This is a genomic window from uncultured Vibrio sp. (genome assembly GCF_947488985.1).
In the GTDB taxonomy this organism is placed as follows: Bacteria; Pseudomonadota; Gammaproteobacteria; order Enterobacterales; family Vibrionaceae; genus Vibrio.
The window spans coordinates 1-20,104 of record NZ_CANLBV010000015.1 but is presented as its reverse complement, the minus strand read 5'-3'; the positions used below and the strand labels follow the sequence as shown (position 1 = coordinate 20,104).

19 protein-coding genes are annotated in these 20,104 nt (G+C 45.7%); 8 read left to right on the top strand and 11 right to left on the bottom strand.

Annotation, left to right across the window (positions count from 1 at the left end; translation table 11 throughout):
- Nucleotides 1–18: 18 nt before the first annotated feature.
- Entirely contained in the window at nucleotides 19–525 is a 507-nt protein-coding gene (locus tag Q1A70_RS05420) for a type II toxin-antitoxin system RelB/DinJ family antitoxin (RefSeq protein ID WP_299687718.1), read from the bottom strand.
- Between the two features lie 581 nt (nucleotides 526–1,106).
- On the opposite strand from Q1A70_RS05420, the gene Q1A70_RS05415 reads away from it, so the two are divergent.
- From Q1A70_RS05415 to Q1A70_RS05405, 3 genes are read left to right on the top strand one after another with little or no spacing between them, the layout of a single operon-like run.
- Nucleotides 1,107–1,298 (top strand): helix-turn-helix domain-containing protein, encoded by a 192-nt coding sequence (locus Q1A70_RS05415; RefSeq protein WP_096070794.1) that lies wholly within the window; start codon nucleotides 1,107–1,109, stop codon nucleotides 1,296–1,298.
- A gap of 12 nt (nucleotides 1,299–1,310) precedes the next feature.
- Complete coding sequence (locus Q1A70_RS05410) at nucleotides 1,311–2,969, top strand: DUF927 domain-containing protein (protein ID WP_299687729.1); 1,659 nt, start codon at nucleotides 1,311–1,313, stop codon at nucleotides 2,967–2,969.
- 53 nt (nucleotides 2,970–3,022) lie between these two features.
- Nucleotides 3,023–3,358, top strand: a complete 336-nt coding sequence (locus tag Q1A70_RS05405) for a helix-turn-helix domain-containing protein (protein WP_096070796.1) — start codon at nucleotides 3,023–3,025, stop codon at nucleotides 3,356–3,358.
- 19 nt (nucleotides 3,359–3,377) lie between these two features.
- Here the strand turns inward: Q1A70_RS05405 and Q1A70_RS05400 are convergent, their stop codons facing one another.
- The 9 genes from Q1A70_RS05400 to Q1A70_RS05360 form a co-directional block, all read right to left on the bottom strand.
- On the bottom strand, nucleotides 3,378–4,562 hold the full coding sequence (locus tag Q1A70_RS05400) for a site-specific integrase (protein ID WP_299687734.1): 1,185 nt from the start codon (nucleotides 4,560–4,562) through the stop codon (nucleotides 3,378–3,380).
- Nucleotides 4,563–4,733: 171 nt separating this feature from the next.
- Nucleotides 4,734–6,095 (bottom strand): tRNA uridine-5-carboxymethylaminomethyl(34) synthesis GTPase MnmE, encoded by a 1,362-nt coding sequence (gene mnmE / locus Q1A70_RS05395; protein WP_299687738.1) that lies wholly within the window; start codon nucleotides 6,093–6,095, stop codon nucleotides 4,734–4,736.
- 130 nt (nucleotides 6,096–6,225) lie between these two features.
- Nucleotides 6,226–7,845: a membrane protein insertase YidC gene (yidC, locus tag Q1A70_RS05390; RefSeq protein WP_299687741.1), complete on the bottom strand. Its 1,620-nt coding sequence runs from the start codon at nucleotides 7,843–7,845 to the stop codon at nucleotides 6,226–6,228.
- 2 nt (nucleotides 7,846–7,847) lie between these two features.
- Complete coding sequence (yidD, locus tag Q1A70_RS05385; protein WP_004735802.1) at nucleotides 7,848–8,105, bottom strand: membrane protein insertion efficiency factor YidD; 258 nt, start codon at nucleotides 8,103–8,105, stop codon at nucleotides 7,848–7,850.
- On the bottom strand, nucleotides 8,072–8,395 hold the full coding sequence (gene rnpA / locus Q1A70_RS05380; RefSeq protein WP_299687745.1) for a ribonuclease P protein component: 324 nt from the start codon (nucleotides 8,393–8,395) through the stop codon (nucleotides 8,072–8,074). The genes yidD and rnpA overlap by 34 nt, the downstream gene beginning before the upstream one ends.
- Before the next feature lie 45 nt (nucleotides 8,396–8,440).
- Entirely contained in the window at nucleotides 8,441–8,575 is a 135-nt protein-coding gene (gene rpmH / locus Q1A70_RS05375) for a 50S ribosomal protein L34 (protein WP_004735800.1), read from the bottom strand.
- Between the two features lie 206 nt (nucleotides 8,576–8,781).
- Nucleotides 8,782–9,519 carry an amino acid ABC transporter ATP-binding protein gene (locus Q1A70_RS05370; protein ID WP_299687748.1) on the bottom strand — a complete coding sequence of 246 codons (738 nt, stop codon included), beginning with the start codon at nucleotides 9,517–9,519 and terminating at the stop codon, nucleotides 8,782–8,784.
- Complete coding sequence (locus tag Q1A70_RS05365; protein WP_299687751.1) at nucleotides 9,516–10,187, bottom strand: amino acid ABC transporter permease; 672 nt, start codon at nucleotides 10,185–10,187, stop codon at nucleotides 9,516–9,518. Before Q1A70_RS05365 ends, Q1A70_RS05370 begins: the two co-directional genes overlap by 4 nt.
- 135 nt (nucleotides 10,188–10,322) lie before the next feature.
- Nucleotides 10,323–11,072 (bottom strand): amino acid ABC transporter substrate-binding protein, encoded by a 750-nt coding sequence (locus Q1A70_RS05360; RefSeq protein WP_299687754.1) that lies wholly within the window; start codon nucleotides 11,070–11,072, stop codon nucleotides 10,323–10,325.
- 310 nt (nucleotides 11,073–11,382) lie between these two features.
- Between Q1A70_RS05360 and dnaA the strand changes: the two genes are divergently transcribed.
- The 5 genes from dnaA (at nucleotide 11,383) to Q1A70_RS05335 (ending at nucleotide 18,514) form a co-directional block, all read left to right on the top strand.
- Nucleotides 11,383–12,798 (top strand): chromosomal replication initiator protein DnaA, encoded by a 1,416-nt coding sequence (dnaA, locus tag Q1A70_RS05355; protein WP_299687757.1) that lies wholly within the window; start codon nucleotides 11,383–11,385, stop codon nucleotides 12,796–12,798.
- Nucleotides 12,799–12,879: 81 nt separating this feature from the next.
- Nucleotides 12,880–13,980: a DNA polymerase III subunit beta gene (gene dnaN / locus Q1A70_RS05350; protein WP_299687760.1), complete on the top strand. Its 1,101-nt coding sequence runs from the start codon at nucleotides 12,880–12,882 to the stop codon at nucleotides 13,978–13,980.
- Nucleotides 13,981–14,062: 82 nt separating this feature from the next.
- A complete protein-coding gene (recF, locus tag Q1A70_RS05345; protein WP_299687763.1) occupies nucleotides 14,063–15,142 on the top strand; it encodes a DNA replication/repair protein RecF in 1,080 nt (359 codons plus the stop codon).
- Between the two features lie 17 nt (nucleotides 15,143–15,159).
- On the top strand, nucleotides 15,160–17,577 hold the full coding sequence (gyrB, locus tag Q1A70_RS05340) for a DNA topoisomerase (ATP-hydrolyzing) subunit B (protein WP_299687766.1): 2,418 nt from the start codon (nucleotides 15,160–15,162) through the stop codon (nucleotides 17,575–17,577).
- 502 nt (nucleotides 17,578–18,079) lie between these two features.
- Nucleotides 18,080–18,514 (top strand): Hsp20 family protein, encoded by a 435-nt coding sequence (locus tag Q1A70_RS05335; protein ID WP_299687769.1) that lies wholly within the window; start codon nucleotides 18,080–18,082, stop codon nucleotides 18,512–18,514.
- A gap of 106 nt (nucleotides 18,515–18,620) precedes the next feature.
- On the opposite strand, the gene Q1A70_RS05330 is transcribed toward Q1A70_RS05335, so the two are convergent.
- Nucleotides 18,621–19,871 carry a valine--pyruvate transaminase gene (locus Q1A70_RS05330; RefSeq protein WP_299687772.1) on the bottom strand — a complete coding sequence of 417 codons (1,251 nt, stop codon included), beginning with the start codon at nucleotides 19,869–19,871 and terminating at the stop codon, nucleotides 18,621–18,623.
- Between the last annotated feature and the right edge of the window lie 233 nt (nucleotides 19,872–20,104).

Below are 20,104 nucleotides of genomic sequence, written 5' to 3'. Positions count from 1 at the left end.
TTGTTATTTTTCTGCTAGTTAAGCGCTTCGGCTAAAGATGGCTTGCCAGCGACAAAACGCATTGCGGTGCCTATCTGTCCATTGGGTGCAAATCACGTAGGTTTTTTTATCTCGCTGGGCCACTTTCGTGGTGGAGTAGCGGTTTCTCTCTTTGGCATCTTTGGCTGCACTACGAATGTCTTCTGGCCGTGGTGATTTAGCCAGTTTAAGCACCGGGAATGACAACCCAAAGGTGTTGCGACAATAGGTTAGCTGTGTGAGGTTTTCTATTTCGCTCTGTGGCAGAGCGTGCTCAACCAAGTCTTGGATAGACTCGGTAATCTCGGCATTGCTGACTTTTCGCTGTGTTTGACTGTGTGAGGCATCCTGTTCCTCGCTATCAAGAGCAACTGAAAACGGAAAACCTTTGGCCTGAACGGACTTTGCCAGAAATACGTTGATGGCTTGCTCAATCGGTAAACCTAATTCAGCAAAGATACTCGTGGCTTTTTCAAGAAGTTGAGGGTCTATCTTGGTTGCTTTCATATGACTCACAAAACCTACAAATTGTAATTTTTGTATCTTAGCGAGTTTGGTGCGTAGTGGCGAGTACTTGAGTCAAAAAAAGCGAGACGAAATAGGTGTAGTGATTTGCTTTGGATGAGGGGGGTGTACCGTTTTCGTTAAATCGGTACAGTTCGGTAACGTGCTAGTGATTAAAAGTTAATTTATAACAATGTTTTACATTGATTGGTCAGTTTAACTGTACCGTTTTAGGTGTACCAGACAAAAGCGGTACACTTGGTTGTTCTATCCGTTCAAAGCTTCATATTTTGCTAATTTCACATGTGAAAGTGAGTCTCTAATCACTATGCGTTAACCATGGTGAACAGCTTAACGCATTAGCAGGTTACTTAACGCATAGCACTTTGTGGCTTGGTGAATAACAGTGAAGCAATGCCTACTCACATTACCGCATCATTATCTGATGCTTATTTCTTTTTTGACTAACTCTGGCTCCAGCTTTATTGCTCTAGTTGCCCAAAATGGGCCTGAGCACCGCGCGCCTTTGCGTTACTCACCTTGCAAACTATTCCTTGATTATTCATTAACTGTTAGGAGTAGTTATGACCGAGCAAAAACAATCAAGTCAGCTATTAAGTTATCAAGAAGTCTGTCAGTTGACTCAGCTATCGCAGGCGACCATTCGCCGTTATGTGAAAAATGGTTCCTTTCCCTCTCCAGTGAATTTATCGCCAGGTGCACGAAGTGTGAGATTTCGCCTTGCAGATGTTCAGAAATGGCTTTTGAGCTTGTGATGAGGGCTTGGTATGTATCGAAACAAAGATAAGGTACTGGAGTACTGTGACAAAGAAGAAGGTTGGTTGGCTATTAGCTCTGAACTTTCTGTCGTAGCACGAGTTAGGGCACAAGATAAAAAATCAGGTTACGGTGCCTGTATTGAGTTTGTGAATATGGATCTTGTTCCTGTCCGGTTGGTTGTACCTGCAAATCGAATTTTAGGTAGCGCAAGTAACACATTGCGTGAGGAACTCTTTGATCGCGGCTTTTGGCTAGAAGATGATAAATACAACAGGGGTCTTGTATTGCGCTACTTACGCCAACAGATAAAACAAGCGCCATCTGGCATCAGTGCATTTAATACAGGCTGGCATGACGATGTATTCGTGACGACTGAAACCACTTTTGGTGCATCCGAGGAGCCATATTTTTATGCTGGAGCAATTGTTGATAGTAATTTTGAAGTAAAAGGTAGCTTAGAGCACTGGCAACAAGAAATCGGCTGTCTTTTGAGTGGAAATCCAACTTTGATATTTGCTGTTGGAGTCGCACTTGCCGCACCCCTATTAGCACCTTCCGGAGGGGAGAGCTCGGTATTTCATCTAATGGGGTCGTCAAGTCAGGGGAAGTCAGGCGCGATTTATGTTGGATCGTCAATTTACGGCTCCCATTCGTATAAGAAGACTTGGCATAGCACGAACAATGGCATCGAATCTGTATCAGTCAATTACAACGATGTCATGTTGCCTCTGGATGAGATTGGCATGGCAAGAAGTGAAAATTTGGATACAGCGGCTTACCAAATTGTGAATGGCGATGGAAAGTTAAGAATGTTAATTACAGGTGCTTTGGGTAAACAAGCAAAGTGGCGAACCCTTGTACTTAGCACTGGTGAGGTTGGTTTGATCGATTTGCTGGAAGAGATCGGCAAAAAGCCCGCCGCTGGCCAATTGGTCAGAATAGTTGAGATACCGCTGACGGAAAAATATGGCTGTTTTTCTAACATTCACCGATTTAATGATTCTCACGAGTTTGCCAAACATTTGGAGGAGGCAACGAAAAAGCACTATGGTTCGTTATTTCCAGCTTGGATGTGCTTGATAGTAAAGCAGCCAGATCTGGAACTGTTGTTAAGATCGGAAACGGATAGGTTGATGCAGCGCTGGAAAGAAAGCTGTATGTCAGCTCAAGTCCTCAGAGTTCTACATCGTTTTTGCTTAGTTGCTGTGGCACTCTCGCTGGCCTCTCGACACAAACTCGTACCGTGGAGTGAAGAAGAGTCTCTATTCTCTGTGCACAGCATTTTTCAACGCTGGATTGCAGCCAGAGGGCACACTCAAAATCACGAAGAGTTTGAAGTGCTCTTGGCATTGAAACAAGCTCTCGCCAAATGGGAAAAGCAGTTAAGCGAGGTATCCAGCGGTAGAGCATCAAACACGGGGTACTTCCGACGAGATGGAGATGAGATCCAGTGGCTGATTCATAAAAATGTGTTTATTCGTGATCTCCAGCTGCGCAAGCAATACATCAGCCAGCTGACTCCTTTGATTCAACGACGCTGGTTTGAATCAAACGAGGGAGCCAGGGGGACACTACGAGTAAAAGTGAACGGTAAGTTGGAAAGGTTCTTTGCCTTTACACCTTCTCAAATTATCGAAGAACTAGAGGAGCTGACAGTCGATGCGTAATCCGTTTCCCAGTTTTCCCACATTTCTCAACGCAGCGACATGGAGGGGGAGTTATGACAAGCAATGAACAGGTCCTTCTCCAGTCCATTTTGGCTAAAATCGATCATGTCGAGCGGGTTGTGTTAGAGCAGCGTTTGCAGCAACAAAAGGTGGAGCTACTTGGAAAGGACATTCTAACCGTTGATGAATGTGCTGCTTTGCTGGGTTTATCAACCAATCAACTTTATAAGCTAACGAGCTCGGCAGAGATCCCTTACTTTAAGCTTGGCAAACACCTCCGATTTGAGCGTCAAGCAATCATGGATTGGGTAGAGCAGCAGCGTGTTTCATCTCTCCATGAGATAGAAAAAAGGGCAGCAAACTATGTCGCCACCACTTCTCGTAAGTAGCACTTTCATAGCAGCGGCCTCAGGCCGCTGAATCCTTTCCAGATGAAGCAAAAATATCGGGGAATGTCAGCATGGCTTCCATCCGGCGTTGCTCTATGATATCGGCGTAGATCTCGGTTGTCTTGAGTTCGCTGTGGCCGAGCAGTTTCGATACTGCGTATATATCGATTCCTCGGCTAAGCTGAATTACAGCAAAGGTATGACGACCAGCATGGAATGTAACGTGCTTACTTATTCCAGCAGCCAGAGCCCATCTAAGCAGTTCTACATTTATATAAGAAGAGTATTTCAATCCCTTGAATACGCGCTCGTGAGAGGCTTTGGGGCTACCCAAAAGTGATTCTGCTGACTTTGGTATGTCTAAATACTGAAGGCTCTTAGCATCGCCGTGAGAGAGTTTGACCTGGTCGAAGATAATTCGTTTGTGATTATTGAATGTCTCTATTTCTGACCAAGTAAGTCGATGGATATCGCACCAACGCATCCCCGTTGCACATGAGAACAAAAACGCACGTTTAAGGACTGGGTAGCGACATTCTGTGTGAGCTAACGCGTTGACCTCATCCAATGTGAGATAAACCCGCTTAGTCGTTTTCGCTTTGATACTGGTCACTTGTGAAAGCGGGTTATCGCGAATAATACCTTCTCGATGTGCTTCGTTGATCGCCGCTCGAACTTTATTGAAGTAGGAGCTTTGTGTGTTGCGAGATAACGTGGTATCACTTTTGGTTTTCGCTTCATTGGTCAGGTAATACTTAAACCCATCTAACCAGTCTTTATCCAGCTCATCAAAGCTAAGATCATGTTTCCCGCAGTAGAACTGCAGGTGTTTACGAGCTGACAGCCAGATCGAGTGGTTTGAGGTTGAGGTGGTTTGTTCTTTGATATCAACTTGCCGTTGAAAGTAATCAATGAAGCTAGCTGAACGCTTGGTTCGATCCTCAAAACCATGCTTTTGGGATTGCCACTCAACCAGCCGTTTACTCTTAATGGTTTCGGCGAGAAGCATATGTTCTTTGTTGTGTTGGCGCTGGGTGGGTGTTTTAGGTTTGTCGTGAACGTACAGGTCTAAGGTTTCGTAACTGCGCTTACGTTTATTTTGGCGTCCACCTTGCGTATTTGTGGTGTAGCCATAGTCATAAACTAAGCGTAGTGAGCGTGTGCCGTCAGTTCTAAGTGTTCGTTTTTCAATGGAAATTTTCATTTTAGCCCCCAATTGGTCCCCAATACGGCATTTATCATGTCATTGGGGGCCAACTGGGGACTAGATTTGGCAATTAACGGCAACGGATGGAAACAAACGGCAAATGATGATCTAATAAAATCAGTATGTTATCTACCGTTGCTTGCTGTTGTTTTCCGTTATTTGTCCACTTTACTTCCCAATACAGAATGAAGAGAAGATACGGCCGAGTAGATCATCGGAACTGAATTCACCCGTGATTTCATTGAGGTGCTGCTGGGTGATACGAAGCTCTTCCGCTAAGATCTCACCTGCCATGTAGCCTTCAAGCTGCTGTTGACCGATATCCAAATGCTCTGACGCACGTTCTAGGGCGTCTAAGTGGCGGCGACGTGCCATAAAGCCACCTTCATTGCCACCAGCAAAGCCCATGCACTCTTTTAGATGACTACGCAGAGCGTCAACACCTTGACCCGTTTTCGCCGATAAGCGAATCAGAGTTGGATCGTTAACATGACAAATTCCCAGCTCTTCACTGGTTTGATCCGCTTTATTACGAATGACCGTAATACCAATGTTTTCTGATAGACGATCAACGAAATCTGGCCAGATATCTTTTGGGTCTGTCGCATCTGTTGTGGTGCCATCGACCATAAATAAAACTCGGTCTGCCTGAGCGATCTCTTCCCAAGCGCGTTCGATACCAATTTTTTCGACTTCATCAGACGCATCACGTAGGCCTGCTGTGTCAATAATGTGCAGTGGCATACCATCAATATGAATATGTTCACGCAGTACATCACGCGTGGTACCGGCAATATCGGTCACAATCGCCGATTCTTTACCGGAGAGCGCATTCAATAGGCTCGATTTTCCTGCATTCGGGCGACCAGCAATCACTACCTTCATACCTTCACGCATGATGGCACCTTGGTTGGCTTCTTGGCGCACGGCTTCTAGGTTGTCGATGATAGCCTGTAAGTCAGCACTTACTTTACCGTCAGCTAGGAAATCAATTTCTTCTTCTGGGAAATCGATAGCAGCTTCAACATAGATTCGTAGGTGAATCAGTGAATCGACCAGCGTGTTGATGCGCTTAGAGAATTCACCTTGTAGCGATTGCAACGCTGATTTTGCCGCTTCTTCTGAACTTGCATCAATCAAGTCAGCTATCGCTTCTGCTTGGGTTAAATCCATCTTGTCGTTCAAGAAGGCACGCTCTGAGAACTCGCCTGGACGCGCAGCACGTACGCCAGAGATGGTTAGGATGCGCTTGATTAGCATGTCCATAACCACAGGGCCGCCATGGCCTTGCAGCTCTAACACGTCTTCGCCAGTGAACGAATGTGGGTTAGGGAAGTAAAGCGCGATACCTTGGTCGAGCTCGATGCCATCGGCCGATTTAAAAGGCAGGTACTCAGCGTAGCGAGGCTTAAGTGTTTTGCCTGTTACTTCTAGGGCAACCTGAGTCGCCAATGGGCCGGAAACGCGGATAATACCGACGCCACCACGGCCGGGCGCGGTCGCTTGAGCAACAATTGTATCTGTAGTCATAGGTGTGCCTGCTAGCATGTGAAAGCCAAAAAGGGGCGTTCACGATTAATCAATTAGCTGAATTGTAATCAGCTAAAAACAAAAAGGCGACCTTTTGGTCGCCTTTCTTTATCTCTTTCTAATATCGAACTTACTTAGAATGTAAGCCTTTCTTTTCCAGCGCGCGGTAGATAAGCGTTTGCTGAATCAGAGTTACGATGTTCGATACTAGCCAGTATAGAACCAGACCTGAAGGGAAGAACAGGAAGAAGAATGTAAACATAACCGGCATAAAGGTCATGATCTTCTGCTGCATTGGATCCGTTACAGTTGTCGGGCTCATCTTCTGGATTAGGAACATTGAAGCACCCATCAGAAGTGGCAAGATGTAGTATGGGTCTTGTGCTGAAAGGTCAGTAATCCAACCGAAGAACGGTGAGTGACGCAGTTCAACAGACTCCATTAGTGCCCAGTATAGCGAAATGAAGATAGGCATTTGCAGAAGGATAGGTAAACAACCACCTAGTGGGTTTACTTTCTCTTTCTTGTAAAGCTCCATCATTTCTTGGCTCATGCGTTGACGGTCATCGCCAATACGCTCACGCATTGCAGTCAGCTTAGGCTGAAGCATACGCATTTTCGCCATAGACGTGTACTGAGCTTTCGTTAGTGGGTACATAGCACCACGAACGATGAAAGTTAGGATGATGATTGCCACACCCCAGTTCGATACGAAGCCTTGAATGAACGAAAGCAGAGTATGAAGAGGTTTAGCAATGAACCATAACCAACCATAGTCAACTACTAGGTCTAGGTTTGGTGCAACTTCAGCCATTTGAGTTTGAAGCTTAGGGCCTGCCCAAAGCGTTGCTTTAAAGCTAGCTTCGTCGCCAGTCGCAATGGTTTTGTTCGGCATGCGAACACCGATGTCGCCAAGGTTACCAATCACGCGAGTGTAGACATTGCTGCCAGCTTCATCGCGTGGGATCCAGGCCGTTGCAAAGTAGTGCTGAATCATCGCTGCCCAACCTTGACCATTCGCTAGGTTAAGAGATAGGTTGCGATCTTGCATATCGTCGAAGCTGTATTTTTTGTAACGCGTATCTTCCGTAGAGTAAGCACCACCACGGTAAGTTGGCATTGTTAGGCTACCACCGTCATCCATCACGTTTTGACGTAGGTGAGCGTACATGCCGAATGTTGCGTTATTGCCAGAGTTGTTGATTACATCGTATTCAACGTCAATCGCGTAGCTGCCACGCTTCAGTACGAATGTTTTTGTGTAATCTAGGCCGTTCGCTTGGTACGTCATAGGGATGCGTAGTTCATCCTGACCTTCAGCCAGCGTAAAGCTGTCTGCTGAAACCGTGTAGCTCGGGCGGTTAGTGCTGCTTAGATCGATACCTTGAGGACCCACTAGACCGCTTTGAGCGATAAATTGGTGGCCCGGTTCGTTCTTAAGAAGAACAAAGGTGTCTTCAGAATCAAACTCAGCAGAGTAATCGTTTAGGTTTGCTTTAACAACATCACCACCAACCGTATCAATTGACAGAGTTAGTACATCAGTTGTTACTGTGATAGTTTTTGCTGAAGCAACTTGACCCGGAGCTGGGTCTAGATCATCTGCATAAGATGGCGCTGGTAGGGTGCTGCCAGATTGTGCCTGCTCAACCGCTTGTGGCGCTGGGTTCTGAGCTACGTTCCATTGTTGGAACAGTAGAAAAGAAACCAAAGCCAGTGCGATTAACAGGATATTACGTTGAGAATCCATCGTTATTTATCTCTGTCTTGTTTTTGGACTGGTGGAACGGGGTCAAAGCCCCCTTCATTCAAAGGATGGCATTTTAATAGACGTTTGCCTGATAACCAACACCCTTTTACAAAACCGTGAGCTTTCAACGCTTCTATCGCATATAAAGAGCAGGTTGGAGTAAATCGGCAGCGTGGGCCGATGAGTGGACTAATAAACCACCTATAAAAATAGATGGGTATTAGCGCTATCCACGCGAAGGGCGAGACAGGCGAAGCCATAATTTGTCGAGTAGCTTGAACATTTCTTCATTGCTTAAATCTTGCGCGCTCTTCTTAGCGATTACAACAAAATCTTTGTTAGGAAGTTTGTGTTGATTGTTACGAAAGCTTTCACGAGTAAGACGCTTGAATCGGTTACGACCCACGGCGGTTTTAATCTGCTTTTTCGGAACGGCTAGTCCAAGGCGAGGATTTGAAAGTGAGTTATTTCTAGCAATGATGGTGAAATGAGGAGAGCCAGCTCGATGAGCTTGCTTGAAGACATTTTGATAATGTTCGGGAGTTAACAAGCGTAACTCCCGACCGAAGGCTAGCTTATTCAAAATAATCAAAGATTACTTAGAAAGACGCTTACGGCCTTTTGCACGACGTGCATTGATTGTTGCGCGACCGTTCTTAGTAGCCATGCGAGCACGGAAACCGTGAGTACGCTTACGCTTTAGAACTGTAGGTTGAAAAGTGCGTTTCATTGTAATTACCTTACTGATCAGTAGTTTTAGGTTTTTGTTAAACCCGGCGTGGGCATTTTTTCTCTTCTTTATATAAGAAAGGAAAACCGACGCCTCTCAACAAAGAGGCGGAATTGTAATCACTGTCACAAAAAGTGTCAATGATTGGGTTAACTAAAATTCCGGTCGGGGGATTATACGTAGTTTAACTAAAATCACAAGGATCCTTAGTCGATCCCGACTTTATTTAGGAATTTCTTTAATTTAGGATCCTGTGGATGACCAAAAATATCCTGTGGAGATCCCTGTTCGATAATATGGCCATCAGCCATGAAGATCACTCGGTCTGCGACCTCTCTCGCGAACTGCATTTCATGGGTCACCACCAGCATAGTTTGATGCTGATTTGCTAATTTTTTCATTAGGTTAAGCACTTCACCAACCCACTCAGGATCGAGTGCTGAAGTCGGCTCATCAAACAGTAACAGTTCAGGCTGAAGGGCCATCGCGCGACCAATACCGACTCGTTGCTGCTGGCCTCCAGAGAGCGCGGCTGGGTAGCTATCGGCTTTGTCCCCCAAACCAATGTCATCTAGGATTTGTTGTGCTTTTTCATTGGCTTGCTGCTTTTTCCAACCACGCACAGTAATCAAGCCTTCCGCAATGTTTTGCTTCGCGGTCTGATGAGCAAACAACGCATAATTTTGGAATACAAAACCGGTTTTACGGCGCAGTGCCAGCACCTCGGCCTTAGTGTGTTTTTGAACATCTACCTTGATATCATCAATGGCAATTGTGCCTTGGTCAGCTTGCTCTAGAAAATTCACACAACGCAGCAGGGTAGACTTACCAGTACCACTCGAGCCTATGATGACAATGATCTCACCTTGCTTGATTTCCAGGTCGATCCCTTTCAACACTTCGGTGTCACCAAACTGCTTGTGGATATTGTGTAATTTGATCATCGTACGTACGCCTTATTCAGTTTCACTTCGGCCCAAATTTGAATGCGAGTCAGGATAATCACCACCCCCCAGTAAATTAGCGCAACCGCTAAGAACGCTTCGAAGAAACGGAAGCTAGAAGAGGCTTCCATCTGAGCTTTAGCCATGATTTCGGCCACGCCTAGGGTGAATGCCAGCGAAGTCGACTTAATCATATCGATGAAGTAGTTCATTAGTGACGGCAACGCCACGCGGGTGGCCTGCGGTAAGATCACTCGGCGCATCGCTTGGCTTGTTGTCATGCCCACCGAAAGGCTGGCTTCCATCTGGCTGCGATCAATACCGAGAATCGCGGCGCGAATGCTTTCTGCCATGTATGCAGCAAAGTGAAGGGTTAAGCCGATAACAGCGGCGCTGAAGGCATCCAACCCAACCATCCACGGGAACACCTGCGGTAAACCGTAGTAGAGGAGGAACAGCTGTACCAGCAGTGGTGTGCCTCTAAAGAAGCTAATATACAGCTGACTCAGTTGGTCGAGTACTGGGATTTTGAACACGCGAATGTTAGCCAGTATCAAAGACAGGATCAGAGCAAAAAACAAACCCCAGATCGCCATCTCCATGGTGGTGCCTAAATACTTCAGCAGTATTGGCAGCAGCTCTAGCATGTAATGAAAGTCAAATCCCATAATCTATCTCGTCTTGTTATTGGCAGTTTGGTTCTATTTGAACATATTGTTATATCAGGCTTTTTATCCGAGAGACAAAAGCAAAAAGCCCACCGCTATGTAAAGCTGTGGGCCCTGAATGGAGAAAGTGAGTGATTACTTCTGAGTAATGTCTGCACCAAACCATTTCTGAGAGATAGCTTCTAGCGTACCATCTGCGCGCATAGCTGCTAATGCTTTGTTTACTTCTGCTTGCAGTTTTTTACCATTCTCGTTGTCTACGAAAGGCCAGCCATTCTCAATCGTTTCAAAAGGCTGTCCAGCCAACTCTAATGGTAGCCCCGTCTTTTTGATCAGCTCCAGTGCAGATAAGCGATCCATCACGAATGCATCGGCACGGCCTAGTGCCACATCATGTTCAATACCCGTATCGTAGGTTTTGACGTTGATTTTGCCATCTTTGTCGTAGTTGCGAAGCAGCTGCTCAAAGTTTGAGCCTAAATTTACTGCAACCGTCTTACCTTCAAGATCTTCGATGCCTTGAATGCTGTCATTGCCTTTACGAACGGTAATTTGTGCCCCGTCTACCACGTACGGGTCAGCGAATAGGTATCGAGCCTTACGCTCATCTGTCATTGTAATTTGGTTCGAAATGGTATCGATACGACCCGTTTCAAGAAGACCGAATAAACCTGAGAAGTTTGCCGTTACGTATTCAACCTTGTAGTCGTTACGTTGACCAATTTCATCCCATAAATCCACTTCAAAACCTTGTAGCTGGTCTTGTTGGACGAAGGTGAATGGGAAATAGCGACCTGACATGCCGACTTTAACTTCAGTTGCGGCTTGAGCGGTAGCAGCAGAGAGTGCGATAGCCGCAATTGCAGCCTTAATCCAGTTATTCATTTGGTAACTCCTTATATTTATGGGGTTGGATGTTACTGGGAAAATACTCAATAGAATAAATAACCAGATGTTATTAACCATAACTAGATAGCATTCTCAATTTGGGGATAACTAGCAAGGATCCGGGCATAAGTGGATCATTGTGTGAGTAAATTAGGGGCAAGATATGTGGATCAACCCATTAATGATACATTTATTGTGAATAACTTGGATCTTATTCACTGGAACAGTGATCAATTGCTGGTGATCTGACTTATCAACAGGTAAAATTACCGGTCATTTCATATAACTTAAATAGAGTGGGGGCACCGTGTCATCTTCGCTTTGGTTGCAGTGTTTGCAACAGCTTCAAGAAGAGTTACCAGCTACAGAATTCAGTATGTGGGTGCGTCCGTTACAAGCGGAGCTCAATGACAATACTCTAACTCTATTTGCTCCGAACCGATTTGTGCTCGATTGGGTTCGTGATAAGTACCTAAATAGCATTAACCGTTTGCTGCAAGAATATTGTGGCAACGATATCCCACACCTGCATTTTGAGGTGGGCAGCAAGCGAGTGACAGCTCCAAAGCCAACGACACCCGCACCGACACGCACGGCAGCTGATGTGGCCGCTGAGTCATCGGCACCTGCGCAGTTACAAGCGCGCAAGCCAGTCCATAATATTTGGCGAGATGAAGAGCCTGTGGCGGTTGATTTGAATCACCGCTCAAACGTCAACCCAAAGCACAAGTTCAATAACTTTGTTGAAGGTAAGTCGAACCAACTGGGTTTGGCTGCGGCACGTCAGGTTTCTGATAATCCTGGAACCGCCTACAACCCGTTATTTTTATACGGTGGCACAGGTCTAGGTAAAACGCACTTGTTGCACGCGGTGGGTAACGCCATTGTTGATAATAAACCGAATGCGAAAGTGGTTTACATGCACTCGGAGCGCTTTGTTCAGGATATGGTAAAAGCCCTGCAAAACAACGCGATCGAAGAGTTTAAGCGTTACTACCGCAGTGTGGATGCGTTGCTTATCGATGATATCCAATTCTTTGCCAATAAAGAGCGCTCTCAAGAAGAGTTCTTCCATACCTTTAATGCACTGTTAGAGGGCAACCAACAGATCATCCTAACCTCTGACCGTTATCCAAAAGAGATCAATGGGGTAGAGGATCGTCTTAAATCTCGCTTCGGCTGGGGTTTGACGGTAGCGATTGAGCCACCAGAGCTTGAAACGCGTGTTGCGATCTTGATGAAGAAAGCCGAAGACCACCAGATTCACCTTGCGGATGAAGTGGCGTTCTTTATTGCTAAGCGTCTACGCTCGAACGTTCGTGAGCTCGAAGGCGCGTTGAACCGCGTGATTGCTAATGCCAACTTCACTGGCCGCCCAATCACGATCGATTTTGTACGTGAAGCGCTGCGTGACCTACTCGCCCTGCAAGAGAAGTTGGTCACGATCGATAACATTCAGAAGACCGTCGCTGAGTACTACAAAATCAAAGTCGCCGACCTACTGTCTAAGCGTCGTTCTCGCTCTGTTGCTCGCCCACGTCAATTAGCGATGGCGCTAGCGAAAGAGCTGACTAATCACAGTTTGCCAGAGATCGGTGATGCATTTGGTGGCCGTGACCACACGACCGTGCTGCACGCTTGTCGTAAGATTGCTCAGCTGCGTGAAGAGAGCCATGACATCAAAGAAGATTATTCGAACTTGATTCGTACCCTTTCTTCTTAATACACAGTATTCTTAACCTTAATAAGCAGAATCTTGGCCGTGCCTTATTACGCCGTGCCATTTAGACCGTAAGAGCAAGATATGAAATTTACCATTGAACGTAGTCACCTGATTAAGCCATTGCAACAAGTCTCTGGCGCACTAGGTGGTAGGCCTGCACTTCCAATTCTAGGGAACCTACTGATTAAAGTAGAAGATAACGTGTTGTCGATGACAGCCACAGACCTAGAAGTTGAACTGATCAGCCGTGTCACGCTTGAAGGTGATTTCGAGGCGGGCAGCATTACTGTCCCTTCGCGTAAGTTCCTTGATATCTGCCGTGGTTTACCAGACAGCTCAGTGATCACAGTGGTATTGGATGGTGATCGTGTGCAGGTTCGCTCTGGTCGTAGTCGCTTCTCATTGGCAACCTTGCCGGCGGCGGATTTCCCAAATATTGAAGACTGGAGTAGTGAAGTTGAGGTGTCAGTGACACAAGCTGAACTTCGCGGTCTTATCGAGAAAACCCAATTCTCAATGGCGAACCAAGATGTTCGTTATTACCTCAACGGGATGTTGTTTGAGATTGAAGGTTCTATCCTGCGCAGCGTCGCAACCGATGGTCACCGTATGGCCGTCTCTCAAGTACAACTGGGGGCCGATTTTGCTCAAAAGCAGATCATCGTGCCTCGTAAAGGGGTGCAAGAGCTCGTCAAGCTATTGGATGCACCAGAACAACCGGTAACGCTGCAAATTGGTAACTCGAACGTGCGTGCTGAAGTGAATAACTACGTCTTTACGTCTAAGCTGGTTGATGGTCGTTTTCCTGATTATCGTCGCGTGATGCCGCAAAATACCACCAAGACGCTTGAAGCGGGCTGCGATGAGTTACGTTCAGCGTTTTCTCGTGCTGCGATTCTGTCGAATGAAAAATTCCGTGGTGTTCGCGTTAACCTTGCCGATAGCGAGATGCGTATTACCGCCAACAACCCAGAGCAAGAAGAAGCGGAAGAAGTGCTAGACGTGACCTTTGATGGTGACGCGCTAGAGATCGGCTTCAACGTAAGCTACGTGTTGGATGTGCTGAATACATTGCGTTGTGAGCAGGTTCGTATCTCAATGTCAGACGCGAATGCCAGTGCGTTGATTGAAAACGCACAAGATGACAGCGCGATGTACGTTGTTATGCCTATTCGTTTATAAGCGTTGTTTGTGAATACTCATGTTTACCGAGTCAACAACGTTTACCTACCGAGCCGTGATTGAAGATTAATATGAATACGTTATGCCTTTATCGCGCTTAATCGTTAAGCAGTTTAGAAATATCGAAGCCTGTGACATTCAACCGTCATCAGGCTTTAACTTTCTTATAGGGGCTAACGGAAGCGGCAAAACCAGTGTTCTTGAAGCGGTGTATCTGCTCGGGCATGGTCGCTCATTCAAGAGTTCATTAACCGGACGCATTATACAAAACGAGTGCAGCGAACTGTTCGTACATGGTCGTTTTATGACCTCGGATCAATTTGAGCTGCCCATTGGCATTAATAAGCAGCGCGATGGCACGACAGAGGTTAAAATAAGCGGTCAAACTGGGCAAAAGTTGGCTCAGTTAGCACAAGTGTTACCTTTGCAGTTGATTCACCCTGAAGGGTTTGATTTACTGACCGATGGACCTAAGCATCGCCGAGCCTTCATTGACTGGGGAGTGTTCCACAGTGAGCCCGGCTTTTATGATGCGTGGGGTAGGGTTAAGCGCATCAACAAGCAGCGAAATGCATTATTGAAAACAGTAACCCACTATCGAGAGCTGAGCTATTGGGATCAAGAATTGGCCCGTTTAGCCGAAAGCATCAGTCAGTGGCGCGCTACCTACGTGGATCAGCTTAAAGAAGTCGCTGAAGAGATCTGTGCGACCTTCCTCCCTGAGTTTGAGATAAAGATTAACTACTATCGTGGCTGGGATAAAGATACCCCCTACGCCGAGATATTAGAAAAGAATTTTGAAAGGGATCAGCAGCTTGGCTACACCTTTAGTGGGCCAAATAAAGCGGATCTAAAGATAAAAGTGAACGGCACTCCAGTGGAAGATGTCTTGTCACGAGGTCAGTTGAAGTTGATGGTGTGTGCGTTGCGAGTTGCGCAGGGGCAGCACCTCACACAAATGACAGGTAAGCAGTGCATCTATTTAATAGATGACTTTGCTTCCGAATTAGATAGCCAACGCCGCGCTCGCCTTGCTGAGTGTTTAAAAGCGACCGAGGCTCAAGTTTTTGTAAGCTCTATTACCGCTGATCAGATTGCCGATATGCATGATGAAAATAGCAGGATGTTTCATGTGGAACATGGCAAAATAGAGCAAGGATAATTAGTCAGAGAGTAACTATGTCAGATAATTACGATTCATCGAGTATTAAAGTACTGAAGGGTCTGGATGCGGTTCGTAAGCGTCCTGGGATGTACATTGGCGACACGGATGATGGTACCGGCCTGCACCACATGGTCTTCGAGGTCGTCGATAACTCGATTGATGAAGCCCTTGCTGGTCACTGTAATGACATCATTGTTACTATTCATGAAGACAATTCAGTATCGGTACGTGATGACGGCCGTGGTATCCCAACAGAGCTGCACCCAGAAGAAAAAGTGTCTGCTGCCGAAGTTATCATGACGGTTCTTCATGCTGGTGGTAAGTTCGATGATAACTCATATAAGGTTTCTGGTGGCTTGCACGGTGTTGGTGTTTCAGTAGTAAACGCACTGTCTAAGCAGGTTACTCTTACTATCCACCGTGGTGGTAAAATCCATACGCAAACCTATCATCATGGTGAGCCTCAAGCGCCACTAAAGGTTGTTGGTGACACGGATAAAACCGGTACGGAGATTCGTTTCTGGCCAAGTGAAGAAACCTTCACCAATATTGAATTCCACTACGACATTCTTGCGAAGCGTTTGCGTGAACTGTCTTTCCTTAACTCTGGCGTATCAATCAAACTAGCTGATGAGCGTGAAGAGGATAAGGGCGATCACTTCATGTATGAAGGTGGTACACAGGCGTTTGTTGATTACTTAAACACCAACAAAACTCCGATTATCCAAAAGATATTCCACTTTGATTCAGAGCGTGATGACGGTATCTCCGTTGAAGTTGCTATGCAGTGGAATGATGGCTACCAAGAAAACATCTACTGTTTCACCAACAACATTCCTCAGCGTGATGGTGGTACTCACCTTGCTGGTTTCCGTGCTGCGCTAACGCGTACACTGAACAGCTTCATGGATAAGGAAGGCTTTTCTAAGAAAGCGAAGACAGCGACCTCAGGTGATGATGCTCGTGAAGGCCTAACCGCGGTTATCTCGGTGAAAGTGCCTGATCCTAAGTTCTCAAGCCAAACCAAAGACAAGCTGGTTTCTTCTGAAGTGAAATCGGCTGTTGAGCAAGCGATGGGTGAAAAATTATCTGAATTCCTTATCGAAAACCCAGGTGAAGCAAAAACCGTTTGTTCTAAGATCATTGATGCAGCACGTGCTCGTGATGCAGCGCGTAAAGCGCGTGAAATGACGCGTCGTAAAGGCGCTCTAGACCTCGCTGGTCTACCCGGTAAGCTTGCTGACTGTCAGGAAAAAGATCCTGCACTGTCTGAACTGTATATTGTGGAAGGGGACTCTGCTGGCGGATCAGCTAAGCAGGGGCGTAACCGTAAGAACCAAGCGATTCTTCCACTGAAAGGTAAGATCCTAAACGTAGAGAAAGCACGTTTCGATAAAATGCTTTCTTCACAAGAAGTGGCAACGCTCATCACCGCTCTTGGCTGTGGTATTGGCCGTGACGAATACAACCCAGACAAACTGCGTTACCACAACATCATCATCATGACCGATGCCGATGTCGATGGTTCGCACATTCGTACGCTACTGTTGACCTTCTTCTACCGTCAAATGCCAGAGCTGATTGAGCGTGGTTATATCTACATCGCTCAGCCACCACTTTACAAAGTGAAGAAAGGCAAGCAAGAGCAGTACATCAAAGATGAAGATGCAATGAACCAGTACCAAGTTTCATTGGCACTCGACAATGCAGCTTTGCATGTAAACCCAGAAGCACCTGCGTTTGCTGGTGAAGGCTTAGAGAAGCTTGTTTATCAATACAATGCGGGTATTAAGCTGGTTGATCGTATGAGCCGTCGTTACCCTCGTTCATTGGTTCACGAACTGATTTATGTCCCTCGTCTAACGGCTGAGCAGTGTCATGATGAAGCGGCCGTGGCAGCTTGGGGTAAGCAGCTTGTTGATCAACTAAACGCGAAAGAAGTCGGCGCGAGCCAATACTCGCTTGAAGTTGAAAAACACGAAGAGCTAGGTTTAAGTGTTCCTAAAATTGTCGTACGTACTCATGGTGTAACGCATGAACACCTACTAAGCATCGACCTAATCAACTCAAAAGAGTTTGCTAAATTAGCGGATTTATCTGAAGCGCTTGATGGTTTAATTGAAGACGGTGCCTACATCAAACGTGGTGAGCGTACTCAAGCCGTTTCTAGCTTCGTTGAAGCTTTGAACTGGTTAGTGAAAGAGTCTCGTCGTGGTCTGAGCCTACAGCGATACAAAGGTCTAGGTGAGATGAACCCAGATCAGCTTTGGGAAACCACCATGGATCCTGAAACTCGTCGTATGATGCAGGTTAAGATCGAAGATGCAGTGGGTGCCGATCAGCTGTTTACGACACTAATGGGTGACCAAGTAGAACCGCGTCGTAACTTCATTGAAGATAATGCACTGAAAGTAGCAAACTTAGACGTTTAGTCTCTTTGATACTTCGCTCTTTCGCTTAATTTCTGTGTCAGAGGTGCTCACATACATTCGTATGCTCCGCGCCTCTTCTTTGAACTAGAACGAAATAGCCTCGTCTCAAAAAACTAAATATATTATTAAAAAGACTGCCCGAAATGGCGGTCTTTTTTGATTTTAAGTGATTGAAAAGTATTGGGTTAGAAAAATATTCTAAAATAATCCCTTGAAACTGTTTTGCTCAATCCATATATCTAGTTATGAAGAGGATGATTGTCTTGCTCTACAAGAGAAGAAACAGCCCCTTCACACTCGCTAATTAAGTATCGCTCAACAGAGGATAACTTGGGTAGCACACAACTTGAACATTGATTCATTGTCATGTCCCTGTGTTGTCGCCAATAGAGGTGAAACCCGAGGAATGCGAATTGAATCTCTTAGCTGTTTACTGGATCACAAAGGTTCGATCTAAGTAAAATTCACGGCTAAGACTATTGCTTACTAAAAGGATAGCATTATGAGAACTGTAGATTTCACTCCACTTTACCGCAACGCAATCGGCTTCGATCGTCTATTCAACATGATGGAAGCGAACACATCGAAGAACTCTTCTGGTGGTTACCCTCCATACAACATCGAGCAAAAAGACGAAAACAACTACCGTATTACTATGGCCGTTGCTGGTTTTGCTGATGACCAATTAGATCTGACTCAGAAAGAGAATATGCTAATTGTTAAAGGTGAGCGTAAACCTGAAGCAGAAAAAACCTATGTGTACCAAGGTATCGCAGAGCGTGATTTCGAGCGTAAATTCCAATTGGCAGACTACGTAAAAGTGGTCGGTGCGAGCATGGAAAATGGCCTTCTTCACATCGACCTAGAACGCGAAATCCCAGAAGCGATGCAACCACGTAAGATTGCTATTAATGGTAATAGCCTACTAGAAGGTTAATTGCTGTTAGCTCTTTAGAGCTAAAAAATATCGGGAAGTAAAAGTGAAAGAGCACCTAATGAGGTGCTCTTTTTGTATTTGGTCTACGGTAAGCTAAAAGCTCTGATTACTGTTCTGAGTAAGCTTTTTTCACTTCTTCAGCAATAATATTAATGCCTTTTTGCATCGCTTGATCGTCTTGTACGTAGTTCATACGTAAGCACTGGTGAGCATGATCCCACTCGTCTTCTTGACCGATAAAGAAGTATTCACCCGGAACAATTAACACACCACGAGCCTTGAGTCGGTTGTATAACTCCATGGTAGTGATTGGCAGCTCATCAAACCATAGCCATAAGAAGATCGCGCCTTCAGGTTTGTGGATGCGAAAACGTGGGTCGTCGATAGCGTCTTGTAGCAGTTCAACCGCGCGTAAAGACTTCTCTTTATAGAAAGGTTTAATCACTTCGCTGCTTAAGCGCAGTAAGTCACCGTTCTCAATCATGTGGTTGGCAATTGCAGGACCAACGCTGCTTGGTGCTAGGCTGATAATGCCATTCATGTTGGTCAGTGCTTGGGTGATCTCTTCGCTTGCAATCACGATACCGCAACGCACACCGGGTAGCCCCAGCTTAGATAGACTCATGCATAGAATGGTATTTTCATTCCAGAACGGTTCAACGTCTTCAAAGATGATATTTGGAAATGGTAGGCCGTAGGCATTGTCGATCAACAATGGAATGTTGTTTTCACGAGCCAGCTTATCCAGCTTACGTACCTCTTCGTCAGTCAGTACGTTACCGGTTGGGTTGGTGGGGCGAGATGCACAGATAGCGGCCACTGAGTCATCAATCTTTAGCTGTTCAAAATCGACGTGATACTTGAACTGTCGGTTATCAAGTAATTCGATCTCTGGGTGATAAGAGATAAAGATATCGTCATCAATACCCGCATCGCCGTAGCCAATGTATTCCGGTGCGATGGGCAATAGAATTTTCTTGTGTGAGCCGTCAGGTTGCTGACCCGCTAACAGGTTAAACAGGTAAAAGAAGCCACTCTGGCTACCGTTAGTCAGGCTGATGTTCTTTTCGCTGATGTCCCAGCCATAAGTCTCTTTTAGCATTGCCACTAATGACTTGATGAAGCTGTCTTTGCCCTGCGGACCATCGTAGTTGGCGAGGGCGGCGATGAGTTCTCCACTGGCGAGCATCTCGGCACTGGCTTGGTTAAAGTAATCGAGCATGGCAGGGATAGCGGCAGGGTTACCACCACCGAGCATGATAGCGCCAGGTGTGCGCAGACCATCATTCAAATCATCCATTAAACGAGTGATTCCTGAGTATCGATTAAACTTTTCACCAAACTTAGAGAACTGCATTAGTTTTTTACCTAATTCATTGTGATTGCTTGTTATGTACCATCAAGGCAGGTTTTATCGCTGCCATTCGTGTATTCCTTGAACATACCGCAATGCTTTTATGACGCATAGCTCCAAATGCTCTAACACAAAAAAAACTTTGAGAATGGTGATTTAATACCAATCTAAGTAAAAATATGATCTAATTGAGGCTGTTACTTCTTCGTGAAAAAAGACGCTATGGACAGCCTCGA

Coding starts and splice junctions, on each gene's coding strand:
- Q1A70_RS05420 (WP_299687718.1), bottom strand. CDS start 525: ATGAAAGCAACCAAGATAGACCCTCAACTTCTTGAAAAAGCCACGAGT.
- Q1A70_RS05415 (WP_096070794.1), top strand. CDS start 1,107: ATGACCGAGCAAAAACAATCAAGTCAGCTATTAAGTTATCAAGAAGTC.
- Q1A70_RS05410 (WP_299687729.1), top strand. CDS start 1,311: ATGTATCGAAACAAAGATAAGGTACTGGAGTACTGTGACAAAGAAGAA.
- Q1A70_RS05405 (WP_096070796.1), top strand. CDS start 3,023: ATGACAAGCAATGAACAGGTCCTTCTCCAGTCCATTTTGGCTAAAATC.
- Q1A70_RS05400 (WP_299687734.1), bottom strand. CDS start 4,562: ATGAAAATTTCCATTGAAAAACGAACACTTAGAACTGACGGCACACGC.
- mnmE (WP_299687738.1), bottom strand. CDS start 6,095: ATGACTACAGATACAATTGTTGCTCAAGCGACCGCGCCCGGCCGTGGT.
- yidC (WP_299687741.1), bottom strand. CDS start 7,845: ATGGATTCTCAACGTAATATCCTGTTAATCGCACTGGCTTTGGTTTCT.
- yidD (WP_004735802.1), bottom strand. CDS start 8,105: ATGGCTTCGCCTGTCTCGCCCTTCGCGTGGATAGCGCTAATACCCATC.
- rpmH (WP_004735800.1), bottom strand. CDS start 8,575: ATGAAACGCACTTTTCAACCTACAGTTCTAAAGCGTAAGCGTACTCAC.
- Q1A70_RS05370 (WP_299687748.1), bottom strand. CDS start 9,519: ATGATCAAATTACACAATATCCACAAGCAGTTTGGTGACACCGAAGTG.
- Q1A70_RS05365 (WP_299687751.1), bottom strand. CDS start 10,187: ATGGGATTTGACTTTCATTACATGCTAGAGCTGCTGCCAATACTGCTG.
- Q1A70_RS05360 (WP_299687754.1), bottom strand. CDS start 11,072: ATGAATAACTGGATTAAGGCTGCAATTGCGGCTATCGCACTCTCTGCT.
- dnaN (WP_299687760.1), top strand. CDS start 12,880: ATGAAATTTACCATTGAACGTAGTCACCTGATTAAGCCATTGCAACAA.
- recF (WP_299687763.1), top strand. CDS start 14,063: ATGCCTTTATCGCGCTTAATCGTTAAGCAGTTTAGAAATATCGAAGCC.
- gyrB (WP_299687766.1), top strand. CDS start 15,160: ATGTCAGATAATTACGATTCATCGAGTATTAAAGTACTGAAGGGTCTG.
- Q1A70_RS05335 (WP_299687769.1), top strand. CDS start 18,080: ATGAGAACTGTAGATTTCACTCCACTTTACCGCAACGCAATCGGCTTC.
- Q1A70_RS05330 (WP_299687772.1), bottom strand. CDS start 19,871: ATGCAGTTCTCTAAGTTTGGTGAAAAGTTTAATCGATACTCAGGAATC.